At 40.7% G+C, this 22,235-nt stretch carries 21 protein-coding genes and 1 rRNA gene; 9 read left to right on the top strand and 13 right to left on the bottom strand.

The genetic code is table 11. From position 1 onward, the window contains the following. Nucleotides 1-5: 5 nt before the first annotated feature. The 4 genes from HR060_RS10210 to gpmM all read right to left on the bottom strand — a co-directional run bounded on the left by HR060_RS10210 (nt 6) and on the right by gpmM (nt 4,365). Complete coding sequence (locus tag HR060_RS10210) at nt 6-776, bottom strand: divergent polysaccharide deacetylase family protein (RefSeq protein ID WP_174200198.1); 771 nt, start codon at nt 774-776, stop codon at nt 6-8. A gap of 141 nt (nt 777-917) precedes the next feature. Further along, entirely contained in the window at nt 918-1,457 is a 540-nt protein-coding gene (locus HR060_RS10205; protein WP_174200197.1) for a DUF4136 domain-containing protein, read from the bottom strand. A 131-nt stretch (nt 1,458-1,588) separates the two neighbouring features. After that, on the bottom strand, nt 1,589-2,716 hold the full coding sequence (locus HR060_RS10200; RefSeq protein ID WP_174200196.1) for a murein hydrolase activator EnvC family protein: 1,128 nt from the start codon (nt 2,714-2,716) through the stop codon (nt 1,589-1,591). A gap of 98 nt (nt 2,717-2,814) precedes the next feature. After that, complete coding sequence (gene gpmM / locus HR060_RS10195) at nt 2,815-4,365, bottom strand: 2,3-bisphosphoglycerate-independent phosphoglycerate mutase (RefSeq protein ID WP_174200195.1); 1,551 nt, start codon at nt 4,363-4,365, stop codon at nt 2,815-2,817. Nucleotides 4,366-4,620: 255 nt separating this feature from the next. Between gpmM and HR060_RS10190 the strand changes: the two genes are divergently transcribed. From HR060_RS10190 to gpsA, 4 genes are read left to right on the top strand one after another with little or no spacing between them, the layout of a single operon-like run. Further along, nucleotides 4,621-5,049: a rhodanese-like domain-containing protein gene (locus HR060_RS10190; RefSeq protein ID WP_174200194.1), complete on the top strand. Its 429-nt coding sequence runs from the start codon at nt 4,621-4,623 to the stop codon at nt 5,047-5,049. Nucleotides 5,050-5,052: 3 nt separating this feature from the next. Next, on the top strand, nt 5,053-5,307 hold the full coding sequence (grxC, locus tag HR060_RS10185) for a glutaredoxin 3 (protein WP_174200193.1): 255 nt from the start codon (nt 5,053-5,055) through the stop codon (nt 5,305-5,307). A gap of 32 nt (nt 5,308-5,339) precedes the next feature. Then, the gene (gene secB, locus HR060_RS10180; protein WP_174200192.1) at nt 5,340-5,855 is read left to right on the top strand and encodes a protein-export chaperone SecB; all 516 of its coding nucleotides are present in this window, start codon (nt 5,340-5,342) and stop codon (nt 5,853-5,855) included. Further along, entirely contained in the window at nt 5,856-6,869 is a 1,014-nt protein-coding gene (gene gpsA, locus HR060_RS10175; RefSeq protein WP_174200191.1) for an NAD(P)H-dependent glycerol-3-phosphate dehydrogenase, read from the top strand. It abuts the gene before it with no gap. Between the two features lie 85 nt (nt 6,870-6,954). Here the strand turns inward: gpsA and HR060_RS10170 are convergent, their stop codons facing one another. Together HR060_RS10170 and HR060_RS10165 are read right to left on the bottom strand one after the other, a co-directional pair. After that, on the bottom strand, nt 6,955-8,019 hold the full coding sequence (locus HR060_RS10170) for an MJ1255/VC2487 family glycosyltransferase (RefSeq protein ID WP_174200190.1): 1,065 nt from the start codon (nt 8,017-8,019) through the stop codon (nt 6,955-6,957). 22 nt (nt 8,020-8,041) lie between these two features. Continuing rightward, a complete protein-coding gene (locus HR060_RS10165) occupies nt 8,042-8,545 on the bottom strand; it encodes a phosphatase PAP2 family protein (RefSeq protein ID WP_174200189.1) in 504 nt (167 codons plus the stop codon). A 176-nt stretch (nt 8,546-8,721) separates the two neighbouring features. Between HR060_RS10165 and rraA the strand changes: the two genes are divergently transcribed. The 5 genes from rraA (at nt 8,722) to HR060_RS10140 (ending at nt 13,338) form a co-directional block, all read left to right on the top strand. After that, a complete protein-coding gene (gene rraA, locus HR060_RS10160) occupies nt 8,722-9,231 on the top strand; it encodes a ribonuclease E activity regulator RraA (protein ID WP_174200188.1) in 510 nt (169 codons plus the stop codon). 128 nt (nt 9,232-9,359) lie between these two features. Then, a complete protein-coding gene (locus HR060_RS10155; protein WP_174200187.1) occupies nt 9,360-10,640 on the top strand; it encodes a COG4315 family predicted lipoprotein in 1,281 nt (426 codons plus the stop codon). A gap of 123 nt (nt 10,641-10,763) precedes the next feature. Further along, nucleotides 10,764-11,333, top strand: a complete 570-nt coding sequence (locus HR060_RS10150; protein WP_174200186.1) for an RNA polymerase sigma factor — start codon at nt 10,764-10,766, stop codon at nt 11,331-11,333. Then, entirely contained in the window at nt 11,318-12,061 is a 744-nt protein-coding gene (locus HR060_RS10145) for an anti-sigma factor (RefSeq protein WP_174200185.1), read from the top strand. The genes HR060_RS10150 and HR060_RS10145 overlap by 16 nt, the downstream gene beginning before the upstream one ends. Before the next feature lie 2 nt (nt 12,062-12,063). After that, complete coding sequence (locus tag HR060_RS10140; RefSeq protein WP_174200184.1) at nt 12,064-13,338, top strand: alginate export family protein; 1,275 nt, start codon at nt 12,064-12,066, stop codon at nt 13,336-13,338. Nucleotides 13,339-13,340: 2 nt separating this feature from the next. Here HR060_RS10140 and HR060_RS10135 read toward each other — a convergent pair whose 3' ends face one another. The 7 genes from HR060_RS10135 to rrf all read right to left on the bottom strand — a co-directional run bounded on the left by HR060_RS10135 (nt 13,341) and on the right by rrf (nt 22,085). After that, nucleotides 13,341-13,994: a leucine-rich repeat domain-containing protein gene (locus HR060_RS10135; protein WP_174200183.1), complete on the bottom strand. Its 654-nt coding sequence runs from the start codon at nt 13,992-13,994 to the stop codon at nt 13,341-13,343. 61 nt (nt 13,995-14,055) lie between these two features. Further along, on the bottom strand, nt 14,056-16,467 hold the full coding sequence (locus tag HR060_RS10130) for a putative bifunctional diguanylate cyclase/phosphodiesterase (RefSeq protein WP_174200182.1): 2,412 nt from the start codon (nt 16,465-16,467) through the stop codon (nt 14,056-14,058). Nucleotides 16,468-16,564: 97 nt separating this feature from the next. Continuing rightward, complete coding sequence (locus HR060_RS10125; RefSeq protein ID WP_174200181.1) at nt 16,565-19,447, bottom strand: EAL domain-containing protein; 2,883 nt, start codon at nt 19,445-19,447, stop codon at nt 16,565-16,567. A 139-nt stretch (nt 19,448-19,586) separates the two neighbouring features. Further along, complete coding sequence (locus HR060_RS10120) at nt 19,587-19,895, bottom strand: DUF3630 family protein (RefSeq protein WP_174200180.1); 309 nt, start codon at nt 19,893-19,895, stop codon at nt 19,587-19,589. Between the two features lie 229 nt (nt 19,896-20,124). Beyond that, the gene (locus tag HR060_RS10115) at nt 20,125-20,643 is read right to left on the bottom strand and encodes a diguanylate cyclase domain-containing protein (RefSeq protein WP_174200179.1); all 519 of its coding nucleotides are present in this window, start codon (nt 20,641-20,643) and stop codon (nt 20,125-20,127) included. Nucleotides 20,644-21,095: 452 nt separating this feature from the next. After that, entirely contained in the window at nt 21,096-21,572 is a 477-nt protein-coding gene (locus tag HR060_RS10110) for a hypothetical protein (protein ID WP_174200178.1), read from the bottom strand. A 398-nt stretch (nt 21,573-21,970) separates the two neighbouring features. Then, a 5S ribosomal RNA gene (gene rrf, locus HR060_RS10105) occupies nt 21,971-22,085 on the bottom strand. Nucleotides 22,086-22,235 lie beyond the last annotated feature (150 nt).

The raw sequence follows: 22,235 nt of genomic DNA, 5'->3' as shown, positions 1-22,235 counted from the left end.
AAAACCTAGTCTGCAATCACTTGCTGTGCGTTAGAAGGTAACAAAGCATAGCGCTCTGTCGCTTTTAACACTGGTAATTTTGAAACACGGGCAATGGAAATTTGTTGATCTAACTTGGCAAATTCTTCGGTGAGAACTTTAATCGTCTCTGGATATGGATGACCAATAGCAACAGCAAACCCTGTGCGTTTTGCAGTTCTTAGCAATTGAGCAAACTGCTTGCGGACAAACGCTTCAGTTTGCTCAGCATCTAAAAAGACATCTCGTCGCCAATGTTTGATACCAAACTCTTTTGCAACACCTTCTGCTAAGGTGAATCGCGTAGTGCGACTATCAACAAAATATAAATCATTTTTAGCCAACTCTTGCATCAGCACTTTCATTGGTTGATACATCTGGGTCAGCTTGCTGCCCATATGGTTGTTAACCCCAACAACAAAAGGCAAAGATTCAATATTCAAAGCAATTTGTTGGCGCATCGCCTGTTCAGACATGTCGCTGACTAGGCCACCTGGACCGAGCTTCAAACCGGCCAAAGATTCCATGGGGATATGTAACATGACTTCACGACCTTGTACTGCCGCTTTTCGCGCAATATCGTTACCGTGAGGGGTATGAGGCAATACCGCAATAGTGACTTCTTGCGGTAGCGCTAAAACTTGAACATCGCTCTTTTTATACCCGATATCATCAATGATAACGGCTATTTCAGCGGCGTTTACGGATGTTATTAATAGCGCGAGAAAACAGAAGGCAGCGCTGATGAAACGAGTCATAATTTATCCTTATTATTATCGTCTCAGATGTTAGCAAAATGTTGTTAGTACCCCAATCACTATTTCATCTTTTTGCAATAAAAAAGGCGATCAAGAGATCGCCTTTAAACAGAAAAATTAGATTGTTAAATTAACGTCTGACTAAGCCTGCGGTAACTGCTTGATCATGCTATCGATAATTGCTTGAATTTTTTGCTGTTTTTCTTGAGCATTATCTGTCTTCTTCACTGATTTACTCAGCGAACTACGCCAGATACTCTTATCAGTTTCTCTGTCTATCATATCGACAATCAAGGTACCTTCTGTGTAATTTCTGACATGAACAGTCGGCGCAGGTCGATATATACAGTGGTAACAATAAGTCGCTGTGACACCCGTTGAGTAAACACGTGTTTTATCCTTGGTGTAAACAAAGTATGCAATCAGCACGTCTGCATCTTTTTCATCAACTTGACGCTTACCTGCGTTTGTTAAAGATTGAACAATCGCACTATTAATTCGCTCTCGATCTATATCACTGAGTAAGATATTTTTATTGTCTTCATCACCAACAATGGCAAATGTTTTTACTTTGGCAAAATTGTAGCTAGGGCTGGCATCCGTTTCTGGGTTGTAGGTGGTTTGACAAGCTGATAACGCAATAGCGAGCAAACAGATAAATGCTAATTTGATCATGTTCATGGTTAAACTCTCATCCTAAGTCTTTGGTTGTCAGACAAATATATGTCTTTAGGGCAAACTTAACACAGATAAGTTCAGTTTTGTGGTTTATCTAACGCTATATCGCAGCAGTTTTAAGCTGTTAACTCAGGTTAGTAACTGCGGCACCACTTTTTAGGATCTACGGGCTTACCTTTGTGGCGGATCTCAAAATACAGGTTAGGGAAGTTTTGGCCACCAGATTGACCAACCAAAGCAATAGGCTCACCAGGCTCAACCATCTCGCCAACATCTTTTAACAGTGTTTGGTTATGCCCATAAAGACTCATATAGCCTTCACCGTGGTCAATAACCATCACTAAGCCAACGCCTTTCATCCAATCAGAGAAAATGACCTGACCAGCGTGAATTGCATTTACCGCGCTGCCGAGTTTGGTGTCGATTCGGTTACCTTTCCAACGCAATGGACCGCGTTTTCGCTTGCCAAATAACTGTCTGACTTTACCTTCCGCGGGCCAAGCTAGTTTACCCATATATTTTGCTAAGCCAGTCAACTCAACAACAGTAGGCAATTGAGCAATTGCTTCGGCAAGCTCATTAATCGTCTCGGTGAGCGCAGTTTCACTTTCTTTTAAACGGGCGAGTTTACGACTTTCATCGTGAAGTACTTTTTTCAATCGAGCCAGTGCTTTTTTCTGTTTTTGTTTGTAAGTGTTGAGCTCAGTTTCTTGAGTTAATTGTTCCGTTAACAGCTCTGCCAATTGTTCTCGGCGCCCATCTAATTCAAGCTTTATTGCATCTAACTCAGTGATTGTAGCTTTTAGTGATTCAACAATGCCCACTCTAGCTTTGTTTAAGTATTGGTAGTAGCTCAGTACGCGCTCTAATTTACCGGGGGACTCTTGATTAAGCAGCATCATCAAATAATCGTGGTGGCCCACTTGATAAGCGCTTTTGACTTGTGCGGATAAGACTTCTAACTGTTGAGATTTTTCTTCTTCTAATTCAACTTTTTTACTTTCGAGCGTTTTTAATTTGAGTTTAACATCAGCCAATTTTGCTCGAGTTTCGCGTAAAGATTTAGCGGTTTGACCAATTTGTAAATCAGTCTGCTTGAGGGCTTTTTCAATCTTGCCCTGCTCTGTTGTTTGCTTGCTAATTTGTGCATGCTTTTTTTTAATTTGCGCCTGCACTTGCGATAATTTCTTTTCCGTTTGTTGCTGCTTGCGCTCTTTTTCATCCTTGTCATTGGCATGTGCAGCAAAACTACACAAGCCCAATAACAAAACCCCGAGCAAAAAAATGTCTCGGGGTATTGATTGGTATTTAGCGCTTAACACGCCAAAAAAATGAGCGAAAAGCTTAATAGCCTGCCTCTTTAATCTGCTAACTGCATGATACTGCTGCCTGTCATTTCTTCAGGCTGCTCCATACCCATAAGGTGGAGCATAGTTGGTGCAACATCACTTAATTTACCTGCTTCAGTCATAACTTTAGCATTACGACCGAAGTAAATGAAAGGCACTGGCTCACTTGTATGTGCAGTATGTGTTTGTCCAGTTTGTGGATTAACCATTTGTTCAGCATTACCGTGGTCAGCCGTAATTAAACATTCACCGCCCACTTCTTCTAATGCCTCAACAACACGACCGATACATGCATCGACCGCTTCACACGCTTTGACTGCCGCATCGTAAACACCGGTATGACCAACCATGTCACCATTTGGATAGTTACAAATAATGGCATCAAATTTCTGGCTGCGAATCGCTTCACATAGCTTATCCGTCAACATTTCTGAATTCATTTCAGGTTGTAAGTCGTATGTCGCCACTTGCGGTGAAGGAATTAATTCACGCTCTTCACCCTCATATAAGTCTTCGCGACCACCACTGAAAAAGAAAGTCACGTGAGCGTACTTCTCTGTTTCAGAGATGCGCAATTGCGTTTTATTATTTTGCGCTAACCAATCTGGGAACGTATTGACCAAATCTTCTGGTGGATAAGCAGAAGGTGCTTCAATATCTGCTGCGTACTGTGTCAGCATGACAAATTCAGCAAGTGCAGGCGCTTTTTCTTTGTCAAAACCATCAAAGTCGCTATCAACAAAAGCACGCGTAATTTCACGTGCGCGATCGGCACGGAAGTTTAAGAAAATTAACGCATCACCGTCATTGACAGTTGCAGCTTGGCCTTGGTCATCAGTAATAACAGTTGCAGCAACAAATTCATCGTTTTCGTCACGAGCATAAGCAGCTGCTAAACCTTCAGCCGTTGTTGCAAAGCTGTGTTCAGCCTTACCTGACGTTAATAAGTCATAAGCAGATTGAACGCGATCCCAACGGTTATCACGGTCCATTGCGTAGTAACGACCAATTAAACTAGCAACTCGACCGTTACCCGTTTGGGCAAATTGCTTATCAAGCGCAGTAAGTGGCGCTTCAGCACTTCGAGGTGGTGTATCACGACCATCTAAAAATGCGTGAACGTATACTTCTTTTGCACCGCGTTTCGTCGCTAGCTCAATTGCAGCTTGGATATGCTCTTCGTGAGAGTGAACACCACCCGGTGACAATAAGCCCATTAGGTGCACGGCTTTACCTGCAGAAACGGCTTTATCAATTGCATTAACTAATGTTGGGTTTTCAAAGAAACCGCCATCTTGGATATCTTTAGTGATGCGAGTGAAATCTTGATAAACGATACGACCTGCACCTAAGTTAACGTGACCTACTTCTGAGTTACCCATTTGACCATCAGGTAAACCTACATCTAGGCCTGAACCTGAAATTAATGTACTTGGATAATCTTGCCATAACTTGTCTAAAACGGGCGTTTTAGCAGCGAGAATTGCGTTTGATTCTGAGGCTTCACGGTAACCCCAACCATCCATAATGATTAATACTAAAGGTTTCTTTGCGTTAGACATCTAACATCCCCATCTAATAAGTGATTTGCTGATTGTCGCGAGCCCATATGAAAATATAACTCATGGCGTCAATCTAAGCGTACAAATTCATAAAAATTGCCGAACATTTTACACTGTTTTTGACTAGAAAAGTGGCTTTTTGTTGGTTAATTGATGGTAAAAAAGCGGCGAATTAAAAGTTAACCATGAATCTGGGGTTATTTTGCAGTTTTTCATTGTATAATCGCCACAATTTAGCAATTTACGGTAGTTAAAATGAACGAATACTTAACCTTTTTCGCCAATCACCCAATCATGATGGGTATCTGGTTAGTACTTTTCTTTGCGCTGATTTACAACTTAATGCAAAGCAAGTTTGCCGCTTTTGGCCGAGTGAATACCCAACAGCTCACTCAACTTATCAACAAACAAGATGCAGTTGTTGTTGATATCCGCCCAGATGCAGACTACAAAAAAGGGCACATTACAGGTGCAAAATTACTGAGTCCGCAACAAATTGAGCAAGAAACACTCAAAGGGCTTGAAAAATCAAAACAAAACCCAATTATTGTTGTTTGCCAAACAGGTATGACTGCTGGTAAATCAGCAACTAAGCTTGCTCAATCTGGATTTGAACAAGTAAACATTTTAGACGGTGGTATGACAGCATGGACCAGTGCTAACCTCCCCGTAGCTAAAGGTTAAGATATGGCTAAGGTCACGATCTACAGCAAAGATTGGTGTCCCTTTTGTAAACGCGCTAAGCAGTTATTGGCGAGTAAAGGAACCCGCTTCAAAAATATAGATATTGAAGCTAAGCCCGAGTTAAGAGCAGAGATGGTCTCATTAAGTGGTCGACAAACTGTGCCACAAATTTTTATTAACAATCGCCACATTGGCGGTTGCGATGATTTATTTGCCTTAGAATCACAAGGTGAACTTGAGCCATTACTCAATAGTTAAATAACAATAATTAAAAATTAAAAGGTAAGATTATGACTGATCAAACACCAGAAAATGCAGCAGCAACTGAAGAACAAGCTCAAGCGCCTGTATTCAACATTCAACGTATCTACGTAAAAGATATTTCTTTTGAATCACCAAATACACCAACAGTTTTCACACAAGAGTGGAAGCCTGAAGTGAGCTTAGACTTAGACACTAAGAGCAACAAGATTGATGACAACAACTACGAAGTAGTTTTATCAGTAACGGTAACAGCTAAATTAGGTGAAAACGTTGCATTCTTGGCTGAAGTTCAACAAGCTGGTTTATTTGGTATCGCTAACTTCAACGAGCAAGCTTTAGCTCACGCTTTAGGTTCTTTATGTCCTAACACGTTATTCCCATATGCTCGTGAAGCGGTTTCAAACTTAGTTAACCGCGGTACTTTCCCTGCGCTTAACTTAGCTCCAGTTAACTTCGATGCAATGTTTGCTCAGTACTTACAGCAACGTGCAGCTCAAGTTCAACAAGCACAGGCTGAAGCTCCAGAAAAATTGGATTCATAAATGACACAGTCATCAAACAGTTTTGATGTTGTAGTATTGGGCGCGGGGTCTTATGGCACCGCGCTCGCTATTTGTATCGCCCGAAATGGCCATCAAGTTTTATTATGGGGACGCAATAGTGAGCATGTCGCTCAAATGCAACAAGCCGGAGAAAACGAGCGTTACCTTGCTGGCGCAAAATTTCCAGCCAGCCTAAGTTTGACCGACGACCTGTCTGATGCCGTATCACAAAGTGATAACGTTTTAGTCGTCGTTCCGAGCCACGCTTTTGCCGATGTTTTAGAACAAAGTAAAACAAGCTTGCGTGCAAATGCTCATATTGCATGGGCAACTAAAGGCTTAGAGCCGGAAACAGGTCGTTTATTGCAAGAAGTTGCTCGTGAAAAGCTGGGTGAAGAAACGGCTTTAGCGGTTGTATCGGGCCCAACTTTTGCTAAAGAGATGGCCGTAGGTCTACCTACTGCAATTTCAATCTCCGCTACTGATGATGACTTTGCCAAAACCCTTTCCAACTTACTGCATTGTGAAAAGAGCTTCCGTGTCTACACCAACCAAGATTTTGTTAGTGTTCAACTCGGTGGCGCAGTCAAAAATGTAATCGCAATTGGAGCGGGCATGGCAGACGGTATTGGCTTTGGTGCTAATGCTAGAACCGCATTAATCACTCGAGGCCTTGCTGAGATGTGCCGCCTTGGTGCTGCACTTGGCGCTGAACAGTCTAGCTTTATGGGTATGGCTGGTTTGGGCGATTTAGTATTAACCTGTACCGATAATCAATCTCGCAACCGCCGTTTTGGCCTTGCTTTAGGTAAAGGTAACTCAGTTGAGAAAGCCATCGCCGATATTGGTCAGGTCGTCGAAGGCTACCGCAACACCAAAGAAGTTTACTTACTCGCTCAGCGAGCAGGTGTTGAAATGCCAATTGTCGAGCAAATTTTTCAAGTACTTTACCAAGATAAACCACCACAAGCAGCGGCATTAGCCTTGCTTGGGCGTGAACAAACATCTGAGTAATTTATCTCTCGATGCCAGATACTAAAAAGCCGTGATCATCTATCACGGCTTTTTTCTTTTTCGCTGGTAAAAGCACCAGTCAATACTATCCAAACTTAAGGCGTTTCAATCTATCACTGACTTGAGTTGGAAACTCAACTTGTTGCCATAACTCATTAACCAAGCTATTGGGCGAATACCAATCACCTTGATGCAACCAATCAACCACAGGCTTGGGATCACTCGGGAATATCACTTTGCCGGACTCACCGCCTTGTAAAAACAAATCAACTGATTCTGAGTCTAAGCTTTCCATCGTTGTCGCCAAACCCAACATATCTAACGTATGAGCATTACTGCTTTGCTCAAATTGGCCATTCAGCGGTTTTAACAATAAGCGCTTACCTAAGAAAATGGCTTCACTTGATAATTCAAACCCCGCGTTGGCAATAATGCCAGCACAGTCGGTTAAATCGCGTTTAAAGCCATCACGAGATAGCGCGCGATAATGCACGTTATCAAAAGTGTGATCATCGGCATCAGGGTGATAACAATAGAACTCGTAATCACTGTAAGCGGTTAATAATTGTGTCACTTGATTTAACGATTCAAATGGCAGGTAAACCAAGATTTTATTTTGCTTGTTGGCACTCGCTTCAAATGGTTCAATAAACGGCGGCATAATGGTATGACCGAAATGATACCAGTGCACACCTAAGTGCACATTTGCCGGGGCGAAATAACGCAATAGTTGTTTATCTGTCCACTTCGCGCCTTGCATAGGTACCGGATAGTTAAAAGACGCTTGGTGAGAAATCGCAATACTGGCCTTATTTTGACGCCTCGCTGCCCAAGCCGTCACTGGCTCAAAATCATTTAAGACAACATCATATTGGGATAGGTCTAAGTTATTAACGTCTTGCCAAAACTGGCCTAACTTAACTTGCCTCAGCGTATCGAAGACCTTTACTTCACCACTTTTACTCGAAAAAGACATGCCTTGGAAATTGCGATAATTTCCAAATTCTTGCATATCAAAATATTTATCACTTGCTCGACCAGAGAAGATGTAATCGACATCAACACCAAGCTTGTTGAAGCATTTAGCCATAATACGTGCGCGGCTAATGTGGCCATTCCCTGTGCCTTGCACTCCATACAAAATTTTCATCTACAACCTAAACTGTACAATATTAACTTACTAAATTGACTGCCAAACTGGCAGAAGCAAGCCCTAAACACGCACCTGCAATGATATCCCCAGGGTAATGAACCCCAAGTAAAACCCTTGATAACCCGACTAGACTCGCCCATGCATATAAATAGGGAGCTAATACAGGATAGAAATGGCTGAGCGTAAATGCCATTACAAAGGCAGCTGCAGTGTGACCTGAAGGCAAGCTAAATTTATCTGAAGGCGTTATATGAGCAGAAATGATCGCATCACTTGGTCTAACTCGTTTTAAACTGCGCTTGAGTACAAAGTAAAGGGGCAACTCAATAGCAAAAGCAAGCAAACCTAAAACAAGAAAGTTTTGACCTTGTTCAGCAATCAATAACAGGAGCACTGCAAGTGCTATATACAAATGACCATCACCTGTTTTTGAGACCAAGCGGACCCAAGTGATAGAACGGTTCTTTGTATGTGAAAATAGCCAAGTAAACAGCTGGCTGTCAGTAGCGGCTAAAAAGTTCATCCTGTCCATCAACCTATATTACGCATTCATACAGGTGCACACTCTAGATGGCAATTATGACGCTTTTTTGACCAATTCTATGCAACTTAGTGACAATGAAGGATTTTTAACTTAGCCCGTTGTATCAAGCTTCACATCATATATACTGAGCTTAAACCAATCATTGAGTGGCACATATGGACTTCACAACCTCAGACCTTTGCGATCAGTACACAGACTTAGTAGATGTACTCGAACCTATCTTCGCTCACTACGGGGGCATTTCTTCTTTTTTCGGGAAAATTCGCACCGTCAAATGTTTTGAAGATAATAGCTTAATTGAAAAAGTACTGTCTGAAGATGGTACTGGCCAAGTGCTACTTGTTGATGGGGGAGGTTCTATCCGCCGTGCATTGATAAGTGTTGAGCTAGCTGAAATGGCATCTGCCAACAACTGGAGTGGTATTATCTGCAACGGTGCCGTGCGCGATGTTGATGATTTAGATGAAGCTGAAGTAGGTATTCTAGCGCTGGCGTCAATCCCTGTTGGTGCAGCCCAAGATGGTATTGGCGTAATTGATGCAGCGGTGAATTTTGCAGGTGTTACCTTCTTACCAGACGATTATATTTACGCTGATAGCACAGGTGTGATTTTATCACCAGAACCACTTGAGCTAGATGAAGACGATGATTTAGAAGACGTGTAACTCGTCTTCCAATCAGATAAAAAATAAAAAAAGATGCTTTTTGCATCTTTTTTTATTTTTGACCGCAACTTTTCTTTTTTAACGGCGTAATCCTTGTTGAACAATTAATAACAATAAGGAAATACCCGATGAAAACAGCACTCAAATTTTCGCTATGCGCATTATCAATAGCTACATTAGCCGCTTGTGGCGGCTCATCAAATAACGGAAATACGGTTCGCTCTGCCCAAGACACCGAAACCGCAACAGATGATTACAACATCACTGACGACTACCCTATTCAAACGAATGCTCCAAATGTGATTGAATTAGCAGAACAAGGTTCAATCATTGTTACCGAATCTGGTCTTTCACTCTACGTTTTAGCGAACGATACTGTGGGTAGCTCAAACTGTACCACAACTGCAAGCTGTACTACGTTTTGGCCACCGCTTTTAGCGGGTGATGGCGCTGAAGCGACTTCTGATATGACGATTATCGTTCGAGATGATGGGACACAACAATGGGCTTATCGCGGTCAAGCGCTTTACACTTTCCAATCAGATAGTAGTCAAGGAGATATCAGTGGTGATGCAGTAGACGGTATCTGGCATTTAGCTCGCCCTATGCCAATCAGAATTACAGATGTAAATGGTCAGTCGACTTTAGTGAGCAATTACACAACATACTCTTACACCGTTGCTGGAGACGAGCAAACTCAGGTTCGACTTGCACAAGATGGTTTCACGCTTTACACCTTCGATATTGACCCAATTGGCGAATCAGTTTGTGAAGGTGATTGTATCAATGCTTGGCCTCCGATTTTAGCTGAAGCAGGCGCACTTGCCTCAGAACCATACAGTATTATTGAACTGAATAATGGTATGAATCAGTGGGCTTACCAAGGAAAAGCACTCTATTTATTCATTGGCGATCAGCAAGCCGGCGATACTACTGGTCACAGAGTTAATGATATTTGGACACAAGCGTTTGAAAACCCTGAACAAGCTCAAGAAGCACCAGTAGTTACTGAGACAGAAACAGATACAGAAGTAGAAGTGGGTGCGACCACTGCTTTTATCAATGAAGCTTATGAAGATGAAACGGTAATCACAGTTCAAGGCGAGGTCAGCGTACTTATTAACGGCCAACCTGAGCTACAAGACAAAACAGGTTTTGCTTTGTATAACTATGGCTTAGATGGCAATGGGCGCAGCGCTTGTACGGGTGACTGTGCGGCTGCTTGGCCACCACTGTTAGCCACTGAAGACGATGTTGCGCAAGCGCCTTATTCAATCATTGAACGAGCAGGTGGCTATATGCAATGGGCTTATGACGGACAACCTTTATATTTCTTTGTCACAGATACCTCTGCACAAGATACAACAGGTGAAAACTACTTAGGTGTTTGGTCGTTATTGCGTCCATAACCCACCTATAAGCCCCTAGAAGAGCCACAGTTAATAAAAGTGGCTCTTCACCGCCATTTAAGCGATACTCGTTTTTGAGCAATGATAAAAATAACAAGCTCAATATGAAGGAACATAAGCAGTATGAACTCAGCAGAGCAACACGATCTTGCTAAGCAGTTAACCTTACTGATTGGCCAATGCCAACTGGGTGATCGACAAGCATTTCAGCAACTTTATCAATTAACCTCAGCTCAGCTAAACGGCATAGCTTACCGGATCACACAAAATTTAGATTGTGCCAATGAAGTATTGCAAGAAGCCTTTATCCAAATATGGCAAAACTGCCATCAATACCGAGCAGACAAAGGAGAGCCCTTTACTTGGTTAGCATCTATTGTCCGCTATCGCGCTTATGACAGACTCAGACATTTAGAACGCAGGCAAAATCACAATACACTGACATTTGATGAGTTTCACGACAGCCCTACTGTATCGCAAACAGCCGCATTTAACTTGGCAGAGCTCGATAAAAAGCAGCTCGATCGCTGCCTATCTCAATTATCCGATCACCATAGCCAAAGTATCATCATGGCTTATATTTACGGCTGCAGCCGAGATGAAATATCTGATTACTTTAAAGCCCCAGTCAATACAATTAAGTCTTGGATTCGTCGTGGTTTAGGGAGTTTAAAACTATGCCTAACTCAATAAACCGCTACAGCCACCCTGCCATTGTTGAGCACTTAGCCAGCAATTATGTATTGGGGACATTAACACCACACGTGAGTAAAAGAGTTGACACTTTGCGTAAACAGGTCGATGTATTAGAAGAGAATATACACTTTTGGCAAAACCGATTAATCGGTCTTAACCAACAAACTCAAGCAATCGAGCCTAAGCCTCAGACTTGGCAAAATAGCTCTGAGCAACTGGGATTTGAAGCCCCTAAATTAGCGATATGGAAACGACTTTATCAACAATTTAGTCAGGCCAAGTTAGCTTACGCATTTGCTTTTTCCATGCTATTTATCGGTATGCTCTATTACCCTCAATTAACAACACAGCCAACCAGCTTGAGTTATGTTGCAGTATTAACCGATGAACAGGAGCAAGCCCATGTCGTTGCCAGCACCTATGGTGAAAACTTACAACTGATACTCAATATTGTGAATCAGCCAGAATTAGATACAGACCAAACGATGGAGCTATGGGCTATTTCGAAATCAGACCAACAAGCGAGGAGCTTGAGTGTTATTCCTCAGCAAGGACAATTACACCAGATTCTACTGACACAAGCACAATGGCGATTGATAAAAGACTCTCATTCACTGGTGATCACTATTGAAGATGAAGGTGGTTCTGCTATTGGAGAACCAAGTGAAGACGTACTATCCAAAGGATTATGTGTAAGACTGCAAGATTGGCAACAACCAAGTTAACGATGAAAAAAACAATAATAACGATATTAAGTTTGGGCGCTTTACTGCCCTTAACCGGACTGGCTAACCCAATCGAACAAGTATTAGCAGAACACGTGGCTGGTGAACACAAGTTAACTATGCGTACCCGTTACCAAGATATAGATAATAAAATGCTTGGGGATGCACAAGCCTTTACCACTATGTTTAGGCTCACTTCTAGCTGGCATTTAGATGATGAAGAAGATTGGCAATTGTTACTGCAACCCAATTATGTTCACAGCTACAATGAAGATGACTATAACTCGATTACGGTTGTTAGAGATACGTTCCCAATTTTAGATCCACCGGGAGCTAACTTACCGCAGGGCTTTATCGCTTATAAAGGTTTAGACAACTGGCAGTTCAAACTGGGTAGACAAAACATTCAGTTTAACGATGGTCGACATATCGACACAGTTGATTATTGGCAAACACCTCATACTTTCTCAGCAGTATCAGCGCAATACAATAATCAAATAAACTTTAAGCTAGATTATGCCTACGCTACCAAGGTACACAGAGTGCTGGGTAGAGATGCAAGGCGTAAGCTCGACAAAGACGATATTCGTTATCACCCCGATGCTGTTAGGCCGCCTTTCGAACTCGGCGTACATGACATATCAGCCCACTTGCTAAATCTAAACTATATTACCGAACAAGACCTCAGTTTATCGGCATATTACTATGATGTGGAAAACCAAGATGTTGATTGGCTATCATCGACAACAACAGGGATCAGAATAGAAGATACGTTCAAGCCAGGTAAACTCAAGTATCAATATGTCGTTGAAGCGGCTTATCAAACCGATGCTCACAATAGCCCACTGGACTATAGCGCTTGGTTTCGTTTCCTATCTGCCGGAGTTCAATACAAAAGCCACCAATTTAGCATCAACCACGATATCTTAAGTGCCGAAGACGGCGGCGGTTTTATGACAGGTTTGGGTGATAACCAATTTTTTGGTTGGTCATATGCATTTGCTTATCAAACGAATCTAGAAGACTTATATTTCAGCTATAAGGGTCGCTATAAAAAATGGCGCTGGCACGCTAATTACCATCAAATCCAGCGCTACACCACAGGGCAAGATTTAGGTAACGAATTAGATTTAGAGCTAGCTTATCGATTCAATCGCCGTTGGGAAGCTAAACTCACTTATGTCGACTTCAATGCCAAAGTACAACAAAAAGTCGGCTTTTGGTCTGATGAGGACATCACTAGCTGGCATGCCACCGTCAGTTACCAATTAAAGTAAGGCTACCAATCATCAGCATTGCCATCGTGAATGATGGTAATGCCTTCGATGGCATCATAACGGTCATAGACTTCATCTGGCATAGGGTTGTGCTTTAAATCGATGAAGGTGAGTTTTTTTAAATTCGCTACCTTTAAGTCAGCTAATTCGTTATCAAAAAAATAAGCTTTTTTTAAAGCAACCAAAGGTTCAATAGACAAGTGCGTTAAAGCGTTATTATTCATTCTAAGCAGGGTTAATTCAGCCAAGCTAGTAAAGTCGACAGTAGTGAGTTTATTCTTGAATAAGTAGAGTTTTTGCAGCTTTGCCAAACCTGTTAGTTGCACTTTTTTCAGTTGATTATTCGCAAGATTAAGGTGTTCTAATTGCACTAAAGGGCGTAAATCGGCTTGTTCAATGTCATTGCCAAACAGAGACAGTGTTTTTAATGCTGCTAATTGTTCGATACCAGCTAGGTTTTTGATACCTTTTTTATGGCATTTTAGTTTGGTCAGCAAAGCCAAATCAGAAACGTTCTGCTTACCTAGCTGAGTTTGAATACATTTTGCTAATGAAGGGTCCGCAATAGCACTTATTTGAACAGCTTTAGCCAAAGTGAGTGAACAGAAAAATAAGGCGAAAATAAAAAACGTGAACTGAAAGAAGTAAAATCTCATGGCAAATCTATTTTTATTATTATCCTACTGTTTTAACTATATTTTACATCGATAGCAATATTTAACTTAAACTGCCACTACTCCAGCGTTTATACCAAGCAATAAAACCTTCAATTTCAAATGGTTTACTGTATAAAAAGCCTTGTGCTTGAGTGACACCCATTTCCATCAATTTATGCTGCACATCATTGTCTTCTACTCCTTCTGCAATCACGTCTAATTCAAGGTTTCTTCCAATATCAATAATCACCGCCACTATCGTGCGTGAACGATCACCTTGGAATAGACTAGCAACGGTTTGCGCGTCGATTTTTAAACCCGCAATCGGCAACTTACGAATATAGGCCAATGAAGATAACCCTTGTCCAAAATCATCAATGACCACTGTTACCCCTAACTCATTGAGTTGTATGATAGTTTGGTAAGCTTTGTCAGGCGCTTCAAGTAGTGCCGCTTCTTTTATTTCTAAATTGAGTAACTCTGGCGCCACTTGATTTGTGGCAAGTTGTTGGCTGATGTAGTCGACAATTTCAGGCTGGAGTAAATCTTTACTCGATAAGTTGACCGATATTTTTATTTTAATGCCTTGGCTTAACCAGGTGGCAACCCGTTTAACAGCCTGAGCCATGACCCAGCGAGTTAAGGTATAAATAACTTGGCTTTTCTCAGCTAATTCAATAAATTCAGCGGGTTTAATTAAACCACGTTCAGGGTGTCGCCATCGAATCAGCGCTTCGGCAGCAATAATGGCTTTAGTGTTGATATCAAAAATAGGCTGAATAAACAGTTTCAGTTGCCCCGCTTCGATAGCTTGCTTTAGGTTAATTACCAGTTCTCTTTGTGAAGCTGTGATCAACTCTAACTCATCTTGATACTGCGCTACGACTAAATGGTTCAGTGCAGCATGCTCTAAAGCCGTATTAGCCTTATGCAGTAAATCCTCAAATTGAATCCCCTGTTTAGGGTACTCAGCACAGCCAAAGCAGCCATCAAAATCAAATACTTGAGATTCGATCACTATAGGTTCAGGTAAAATTGCATTGATTTTTTTATTTAAACTTTTCAATAACGGGCTATTTTTTTCAGCCTTAGCCAGAAACGCGAACCTCACTCCGCCCAGTGAAACCAAAGCTTGATTATCGTATTCCAGAGCTTCAATACAAACCACATCACTGCGCTCAGCTAAAAACAGGTTTAACCGTTTCGCAATTTGCACTAATACCGTATCACCTGTAATAAAGCCTAGGCTTTGATTGATATGTTGGAAGTCTTTCACTTTGAAGACAACCAAGTTAAGCGCTTGGTGATCATCTCTACTAATTAAAGTATCAAAATAGTTAGCAAGGGCTAACTGACTAGGTAACCCCGTGAGTTGATCATGCGTTGCAGCATAGACACTCTGTTGCTGCTTGTTGTGCTGAGCTGTATATTTAGCAATGGTTTTTTTCACTTGCCCCATACGCCACTCAGCCAACATCAATAACATGACAAACGCATGCATGACAAAAGCGCAGCTCAACCAATAATCATCAATTAAGAAGACGGCCAATAAAGATTCGGCAATAAATACCAGCCAAACCAGTAATACGATTGCCCAACTTGCTGTATAGCCGTGAAATGAAACATCTGAAATACTCTTTGGGGCGGTCAATAAACTCGATGCTAAACCAATAAAAAGGCAGGTTAGCATTAACCAAAGCATCATTTGATAAGCCACATTCGCAGGTAAAAACAAACAAGCTAGTGCAGCAAGCAGAGGTAGGGCCAAACTATAAGTTAATATTTTATCTAACCAAGGCTCAAATGTTTGCCCAACGAGTAAGGTTCGATGAAGTGCCAGGTAGGCTGCAGCCAGCAATAAGCCAAATAATGAAAAACCTGATGCTGAATTTTCACTCATTGGAATGTTAAGCAGTTTTGCCCAATATCCCGACTCGTAACCCAAAAAGGCTAATAACGCCAAAGCCACAGCCAAAAATAAATAATGGTTTTGTCTTTGCCACAGTCGTCCACTGATCACCGCATATAACGCCAGTACAACAACAATTGAGCACATAACAGCCCAAAGCCAGGTTCTCTGACCTTGATAGGCAATCAGCTGCTCTGTTGTCAGTATTTGTATACTTACTTCGGTAGGAACCAAACTAGTTAGTTTAAGGTGGTAAGTTTGTTGCGCAATTAACTGATACACCTGCCCTGAATTAGTTGCTAAAGGCAAAGCAACTTGCTCGCTCAAGTCTTGAATGTGTACTTTGTTACTATCGATCAAAAAATAACGAGCGCGTTCTAAACTCACTTTAAGTTCAATAGGCTGCTCGTGTGAAAGATGAAACTGCTGAGATTGAAGTGGCTGCCAGGTTTCAGTTGGATTCGTCCGCCACTGTAGTTCTGCAGCACTAAGTTGTGAGCTAGCAAGAAAAATTGTCAGTAATAGTAATGACAGTCGATAAATCAACTTAGAGATGGACAGCATAAGACTCTGAATTCAATTTATTATTTGAATAAAGCCTAGTTCAAAAATCTAAATAACCCTAACTCACTAAAATTCACCACCGCGAGAATTTAGTCCATTATTCAATGAGATTCGACAATGCCTGAGGTCGGTTAATAACATAACCTTGTGCATAATCGACCCCAATTTCTTTTAATTCAGCCAGAATTTCCTCTGATTCAACAAACTCAGCTATGGTCACCATACCTATCGCCTTAGCAACTTCATTGATAGATTTCACCATTGCTCTATCTATCGGATCAAGCAACATGTCTTTGACAAAACTACCATCAATTTTTAAATAATCGACTGGTAAATTTTTCAAATAGCCATAGGATGAGAAGCCACTACCAAAATCATCTAACGAGAACTTACAACCCAAACCTTTAAAAGTTTTGATAAAGCTCAAAGTGCGATCAAGCTGAGTAATGGCCAAGCTTTCTGTGATCTCAAAACAGATCTTATTATAAGGAATGTGGTAACGCTCAAAAGCTTGCAAAATATACATCTGCATATCTTCATCAGCTAAAGAAGGACCCGATAAATTAATCGATGCTTTATCTAATTTATCCATGTGTTCAGGATGCATCGCTAACCAATTGAAGTAATGATTTATAACCCAACGGTCAATGTGCGACATTAAATTATAACGCTCTGCAGCAGGTAAGAACTCGCCAGGCGATACCACAGAACCATCAGGCCCTTTCATGCGGATTAAAAGCTCGTAGTGTAAGCCTTCAACATGGTGAATAGAGTAAATGGTTTGGTATTCAAGATAAAAAGCATTGGCTTCTAATGCCTGATTAATTTGCGTGACGCGTTCCATTTCAGCGTGGTGTCGTTTAACGTCCTCATCTGACTCAGAATACGAGTGAATCCGATTGCGGCCTTTTTCTTTAGCAGTAAAACACGCAGTATCAGCAATACTTAAAACCTCATCGATAGACAGGTATGCGTCGTTAATTTCAACCATACCTATACTAATGCCTATAGTAAAAACGCGACGATCCCAGACAAACCTAAAATCTTGCACAACTTGTTTTAACTTGTAGGCATAAACAAAGGCTTCATCATCAACCATATCGTAAAGCAGAACACCAAACTCATCACCGCCGAGTCGAGCAATCGTATTTTTATCATCCATTACATCGCGCAGTTCTTCGGTAAGTTGCCTTAATAAAATATCCCCAGCTTTGTGGCCACAGGTATCATTCACCACTTTAAATTGATCTAGGTCCATATAGAGCAAGGTATGGCTGGTGTTTTCATCACAATCGATTAAGGCGGCATTTAAACGCTTTTCAAATTCTCGTCTGTTTAACAAACCAGTTAGCGAGTCGTGTGTAGCCATAAACTCTAACTGACGTTCCGCGCGTTTGCTTTCAGTAACATCCATAAAAGAGCCAATAAGTACATTTCCATCCATGGTGCCTTCTTCGTATCTAAGGTTGATAGAGACCCAGATATTTCGCCCATCGCGACGACGCCATTGAGACTGGTAACCCAAGACTTTCTGTTCTTGCTTGGCACGCTTTAATAATGCTTCTCTATCTTTGAGTTCTAAATAGAAATCAGCGATGTTTGGATTTTCATCAACCAACTGGTGATAGCTGTCATAGCCCAGTACCTCAACAAATGCGGCATTAACTCTTACTATTTCACCGTGTTCTGTCGTTGTGTAATGTGCTTCTACTGCATGCTGGTAAATATCGTGGAACATACGATAGTGCTGCATCGCTTTTTCTTTAGCCGTCAAGCTTTGTAACTGACTGCTCTTCACTCTGTGCATCAAGTTGCCGAACAGTAGTGAGAAACTAACAAAGTGAGTAAGTACGATAAAATAATCAACTCGTTTGATATTCGCGGCTAAACCACTGAGCTCAGCAGATGTCACCACAGCAACAAACAATAATATTGACCACGCAATAACAACATTAAGACTGTGTTCTATGGTATTTTTCCATGCAGATAAAGCGGCATAAAGCGAGACCAAACAACAGCTAATCACTAGGAAAACTAAAATACCAAGTTGCACTACATGCGGGAAAAGCCAAACAGTAGAGGCCATCAAGATCCCTGTTATCGCCAACACGGAAAAAAGCTTATGTAATAAAATTTGTTGTGGTTTGATTTGATGGAAATGAATGTTGAACCAACACACTAAGCTGGCTGCTAACGCCAAGCAAACCAAGGTTGCTTGTTTCAATACTACAAGGCTTTTTGTTGGCCATAAATGCTGAATTACCCCAGAATAACCGGCGTAGAAAACAAGAAAACAAATACAAAACCCAGCGTAAAAAACAAAACAAATATCACGTGTGGCTTTGAACACCATGAGGGCATATAAACTCATGATTAATAACACGCCTAAAAAGCAGCCCACAGCAATATTTAAGATACTGTTGTGTTGTATTAGCGCTTTTGCTTGCCAGAGTCTTAATTCGGTCTTAAAAAAGGCATCGTGCTCGACTCTAAGTAAAAATGTTTTACTCTCGGCAGGTTTCAATGAAATCGGAAAAGTTAACTTACTGTCAGCTAGCTCTCTTTGTTCTAGCGATTGTGAAAAACCAGCTTCTGCAATCAAACTTGGTCGATTTGTTAAGTCTAGCCCATATAGTTGAGCAAACTCTAAGGTGGTTTCGGCGAGCACTAAATAGCGAAATTGAGATTCCGCTGATGCATTGCTTAACCTGAAAACAAACCAATAAGCTTGTTGATGATCTAACATCAGTGCTTGGTTTGCTGAGATATCTTGCCAATCAATTAATTGCCGATTGGACATGACTTCAGAAATAGACAAATCTTTATCTGTTTCAATATAGATAAAATCATTATCGATTAACTGCTGTTCGTTTGATGTAAGGCTCGTCGTTGCAGGCTTAAACTCTGAAGCAAATAAAGGCAGGGTGAATAAAGTAATAATGGTGTATAGCACAACTGAAAACTTGCATATTCTCACCATCAATAAAACCACCTCAAAAAAGTCTATTCAATAAAAATAGCTGAACATAGAAAAAAGTGCTTGTTTTCACGTGTTTATCTACATAATTTTATCTAACAAAACACGGTAAATTAGCTGTTAAAAAATGAACTAAAGTCACTTAGAACGCCATCTTAAATGCTTCAAGTGTGATCTTGTCTTCAAACTCAAACCAAAATGATTGAGTTAAAAGTTCGGCATTAAATAAACACGCGTAACCTGCAAAAGTTAAGCGCCAGCAGAGCCTATCTGCTCCTAGAATAAACTCCTGAACTTCGAATGCTTGTTGTCTTAACCAGATACTCAACAGCAGTTCAGCCTCATCCCAATCGACTTCTTGTTCAAATGCAAAAGATAATACTTCTGGATAAGCGTTATCTTCCCCTTGATATTGTGAAAATGAGTCGGTTTTTAATATTAACTGCGACATGAATTCTCCGGTTAAATTATCCTTGATATGGGATAGTCGATTGTACTCGGAGATACTTTATCGCGCTAACTCATAATCAACAATTGATATCCGTTTGAACACTAACATAAATGAAGACAATCCATTTTTATGCCAGTCGAGTCATTAAGCCAGTTTTGCTGGAGGTTGTCACAATATAATCGGTGACCAGCGACTACTAAGTGATGAATAAATTGAATGACGGTACAGGCTATAAATCGGCTATCACAAATTGTTCATTGCCATCATTATCTAAGTAACAAACACGCTTTCGCCCTGCTTCTTTTGCTTTGTAAAGCAACTGGTCAACCTTAGGATATAGCTGGTCAAACCCAGTATCTTTAGTATCCCAAACCATGACAACTGCACTGGCAGAAATACTTTCTTTGTTGAAGCTATTCAACCTACGTGCGATAGACTCAGCAAAAGCGTTATAGCCAACAATGTTATCTAACTCTAGAAGCAGCAAAAACTCCTCACCACCTAAACGCAAGATCCTATCGTTTTCTTTCAACTCAAAATTATTTTGTAGAAAGTTAGAATACGTCTGCAGTACTAAATCTTCAAATTGGTGGCCAAAATTATCGTTAAGCGTCTTAGAATGATCTAATTCGATACTGGCAAAGACATACAAACGATCTTCTTCTTGTAACTCTTTAAGCAGTTCTTCAATTTCAACTCTATTCGGTAAACCGGTTAGTTGATCATACTTATAGATCTTTTCATTCACGATACAACCGTTTCTGTCACCGTTGTATCGTGAATGAGTAAAGCAGAAATAAACTCATTGGAAACCTTAGGCTGAGAAATAGACGTAATTAAAAACATATACTCTCGATTAAGTAAACTGATACGGCAAAAAGCTGCATTTTTTAATCAAAATTTTTTTCGAAGGTTTTGATTAAACAAAGTAATTTCAACTTGGCTAAACTTTCTATGAGTAAAAAGATTGGAATCAGCTAACTCAAGTAGCTCACTTTGACTGCGCTGATGCAAGATACAAAAGCCATTTTCAAACAACTTATTTCTTATCTCGAAGTGACTGTTAATTACCTTCAGTACTCTCGAAAGCATTAAAGCCGAAATCAAACTTAATACTAGATAGATAACAGATTGTTTAATCAACCAGACTCGATTAATAGTGACATTATCGAGTAAATCTCTAATTTGCAGATCGTAAGGCTAAAACTCATCAATAGTTGCATCCTTTACAGCAAATCCAGTGAAAACTTCATTTTTATTGTTTAAAGGAAAGTAGCTGTCAATATTGGAAAGCAAGTTGTCTCTCGAAACGATATTAGTACTAATATCAGGATGGATCTCATTACCGACTCGTCTTAAGGTGAATTGCTCTGAAATCAAAGCGCGTACAGGGGCAATTCTGGAAAACATTAGCCCAGAATGATCGGCAATATAATCATCCTGTACAGATAGCTTCTGTTTAAGCGCAACAGGATGATTGATCTTAACGACAAAAAACAAATCACGTTCTATCAATGCAAAATCGTTTTTAAGTCCAGCTAATTCATTAATAGCTAGGCAGTAGTTTAATAACCTTAACTTAGCGTCTATACCCAAAGCAGCAACCTCAATTAAAGGAACCGTTGGCACGCTAGCAGCATTTTCTGTATTGATTTTTCTTGGTCGACTAATATACACTTAGAGTTTAGCTGGAACTTAATTTGTTCCTGTATTGGTAGCTGTCCTGTTGCGCCAATTTCTCTAAATAAAAAATCGCCATTTTTCATTTGAGTCATACGGTTTTCAGTGAATTTACTGACCGTGATCAGCCCATCACTCATCTTATTAAGCTCAGACTCTAAATGTCTCTTTTCCAGTGAGTATTCTGTAATTGATAAGCCAATGAAGATAACAAAGGTAAGCAGCCAAAGCCTTAAATCGCTCAATAGTGCCTTGAGGTTTGATAACACCAAAATTAAGCATCCGGTCCTAGTAATTATCCAGTTAAAGATAGACGCTACTTAAAAATTTGAAGATTTAATACTGAAAGTAAAAACAAAAAAGCCCGGTACTCTGTACCGGGCTTTAGAAGAGGAGTCTAGCAATGTGCTACTCTCACATGGGACCTCCCACACTACCATCGCCGCTATTAGGTTTCACTTCTGAGTTCGAGATGGATTCAGGTGGTACCCTAACGCTATGGTCGCTAGACAAAAACTGTAATTCGTTTAAGAAAAATGAAAGCGCTTAAACGAAGAAAACCTGACATAAGTCAGGTTTTCAAAATAGGAGTCTGGCAGTGTGCTACTCTCACATGGGACCTCCCACACTACCATCGCCGCTATTAGGTTTCACTTCTGA

The organism is Marinifaba aquimaris (assembly GCF_013328345.1).
GTDB lineage: Bacteria > Pseudomonadota > Gammaproteobacteria > Enterobacterales > Alteromonadaceae > Marinifaba > Marinifaba aquimaris.
The sequence above is the reverse complement of the archived record's forward strand: the minus strand, read 5'-3'. Positions and strand labels throughout refer to the sequence as shown.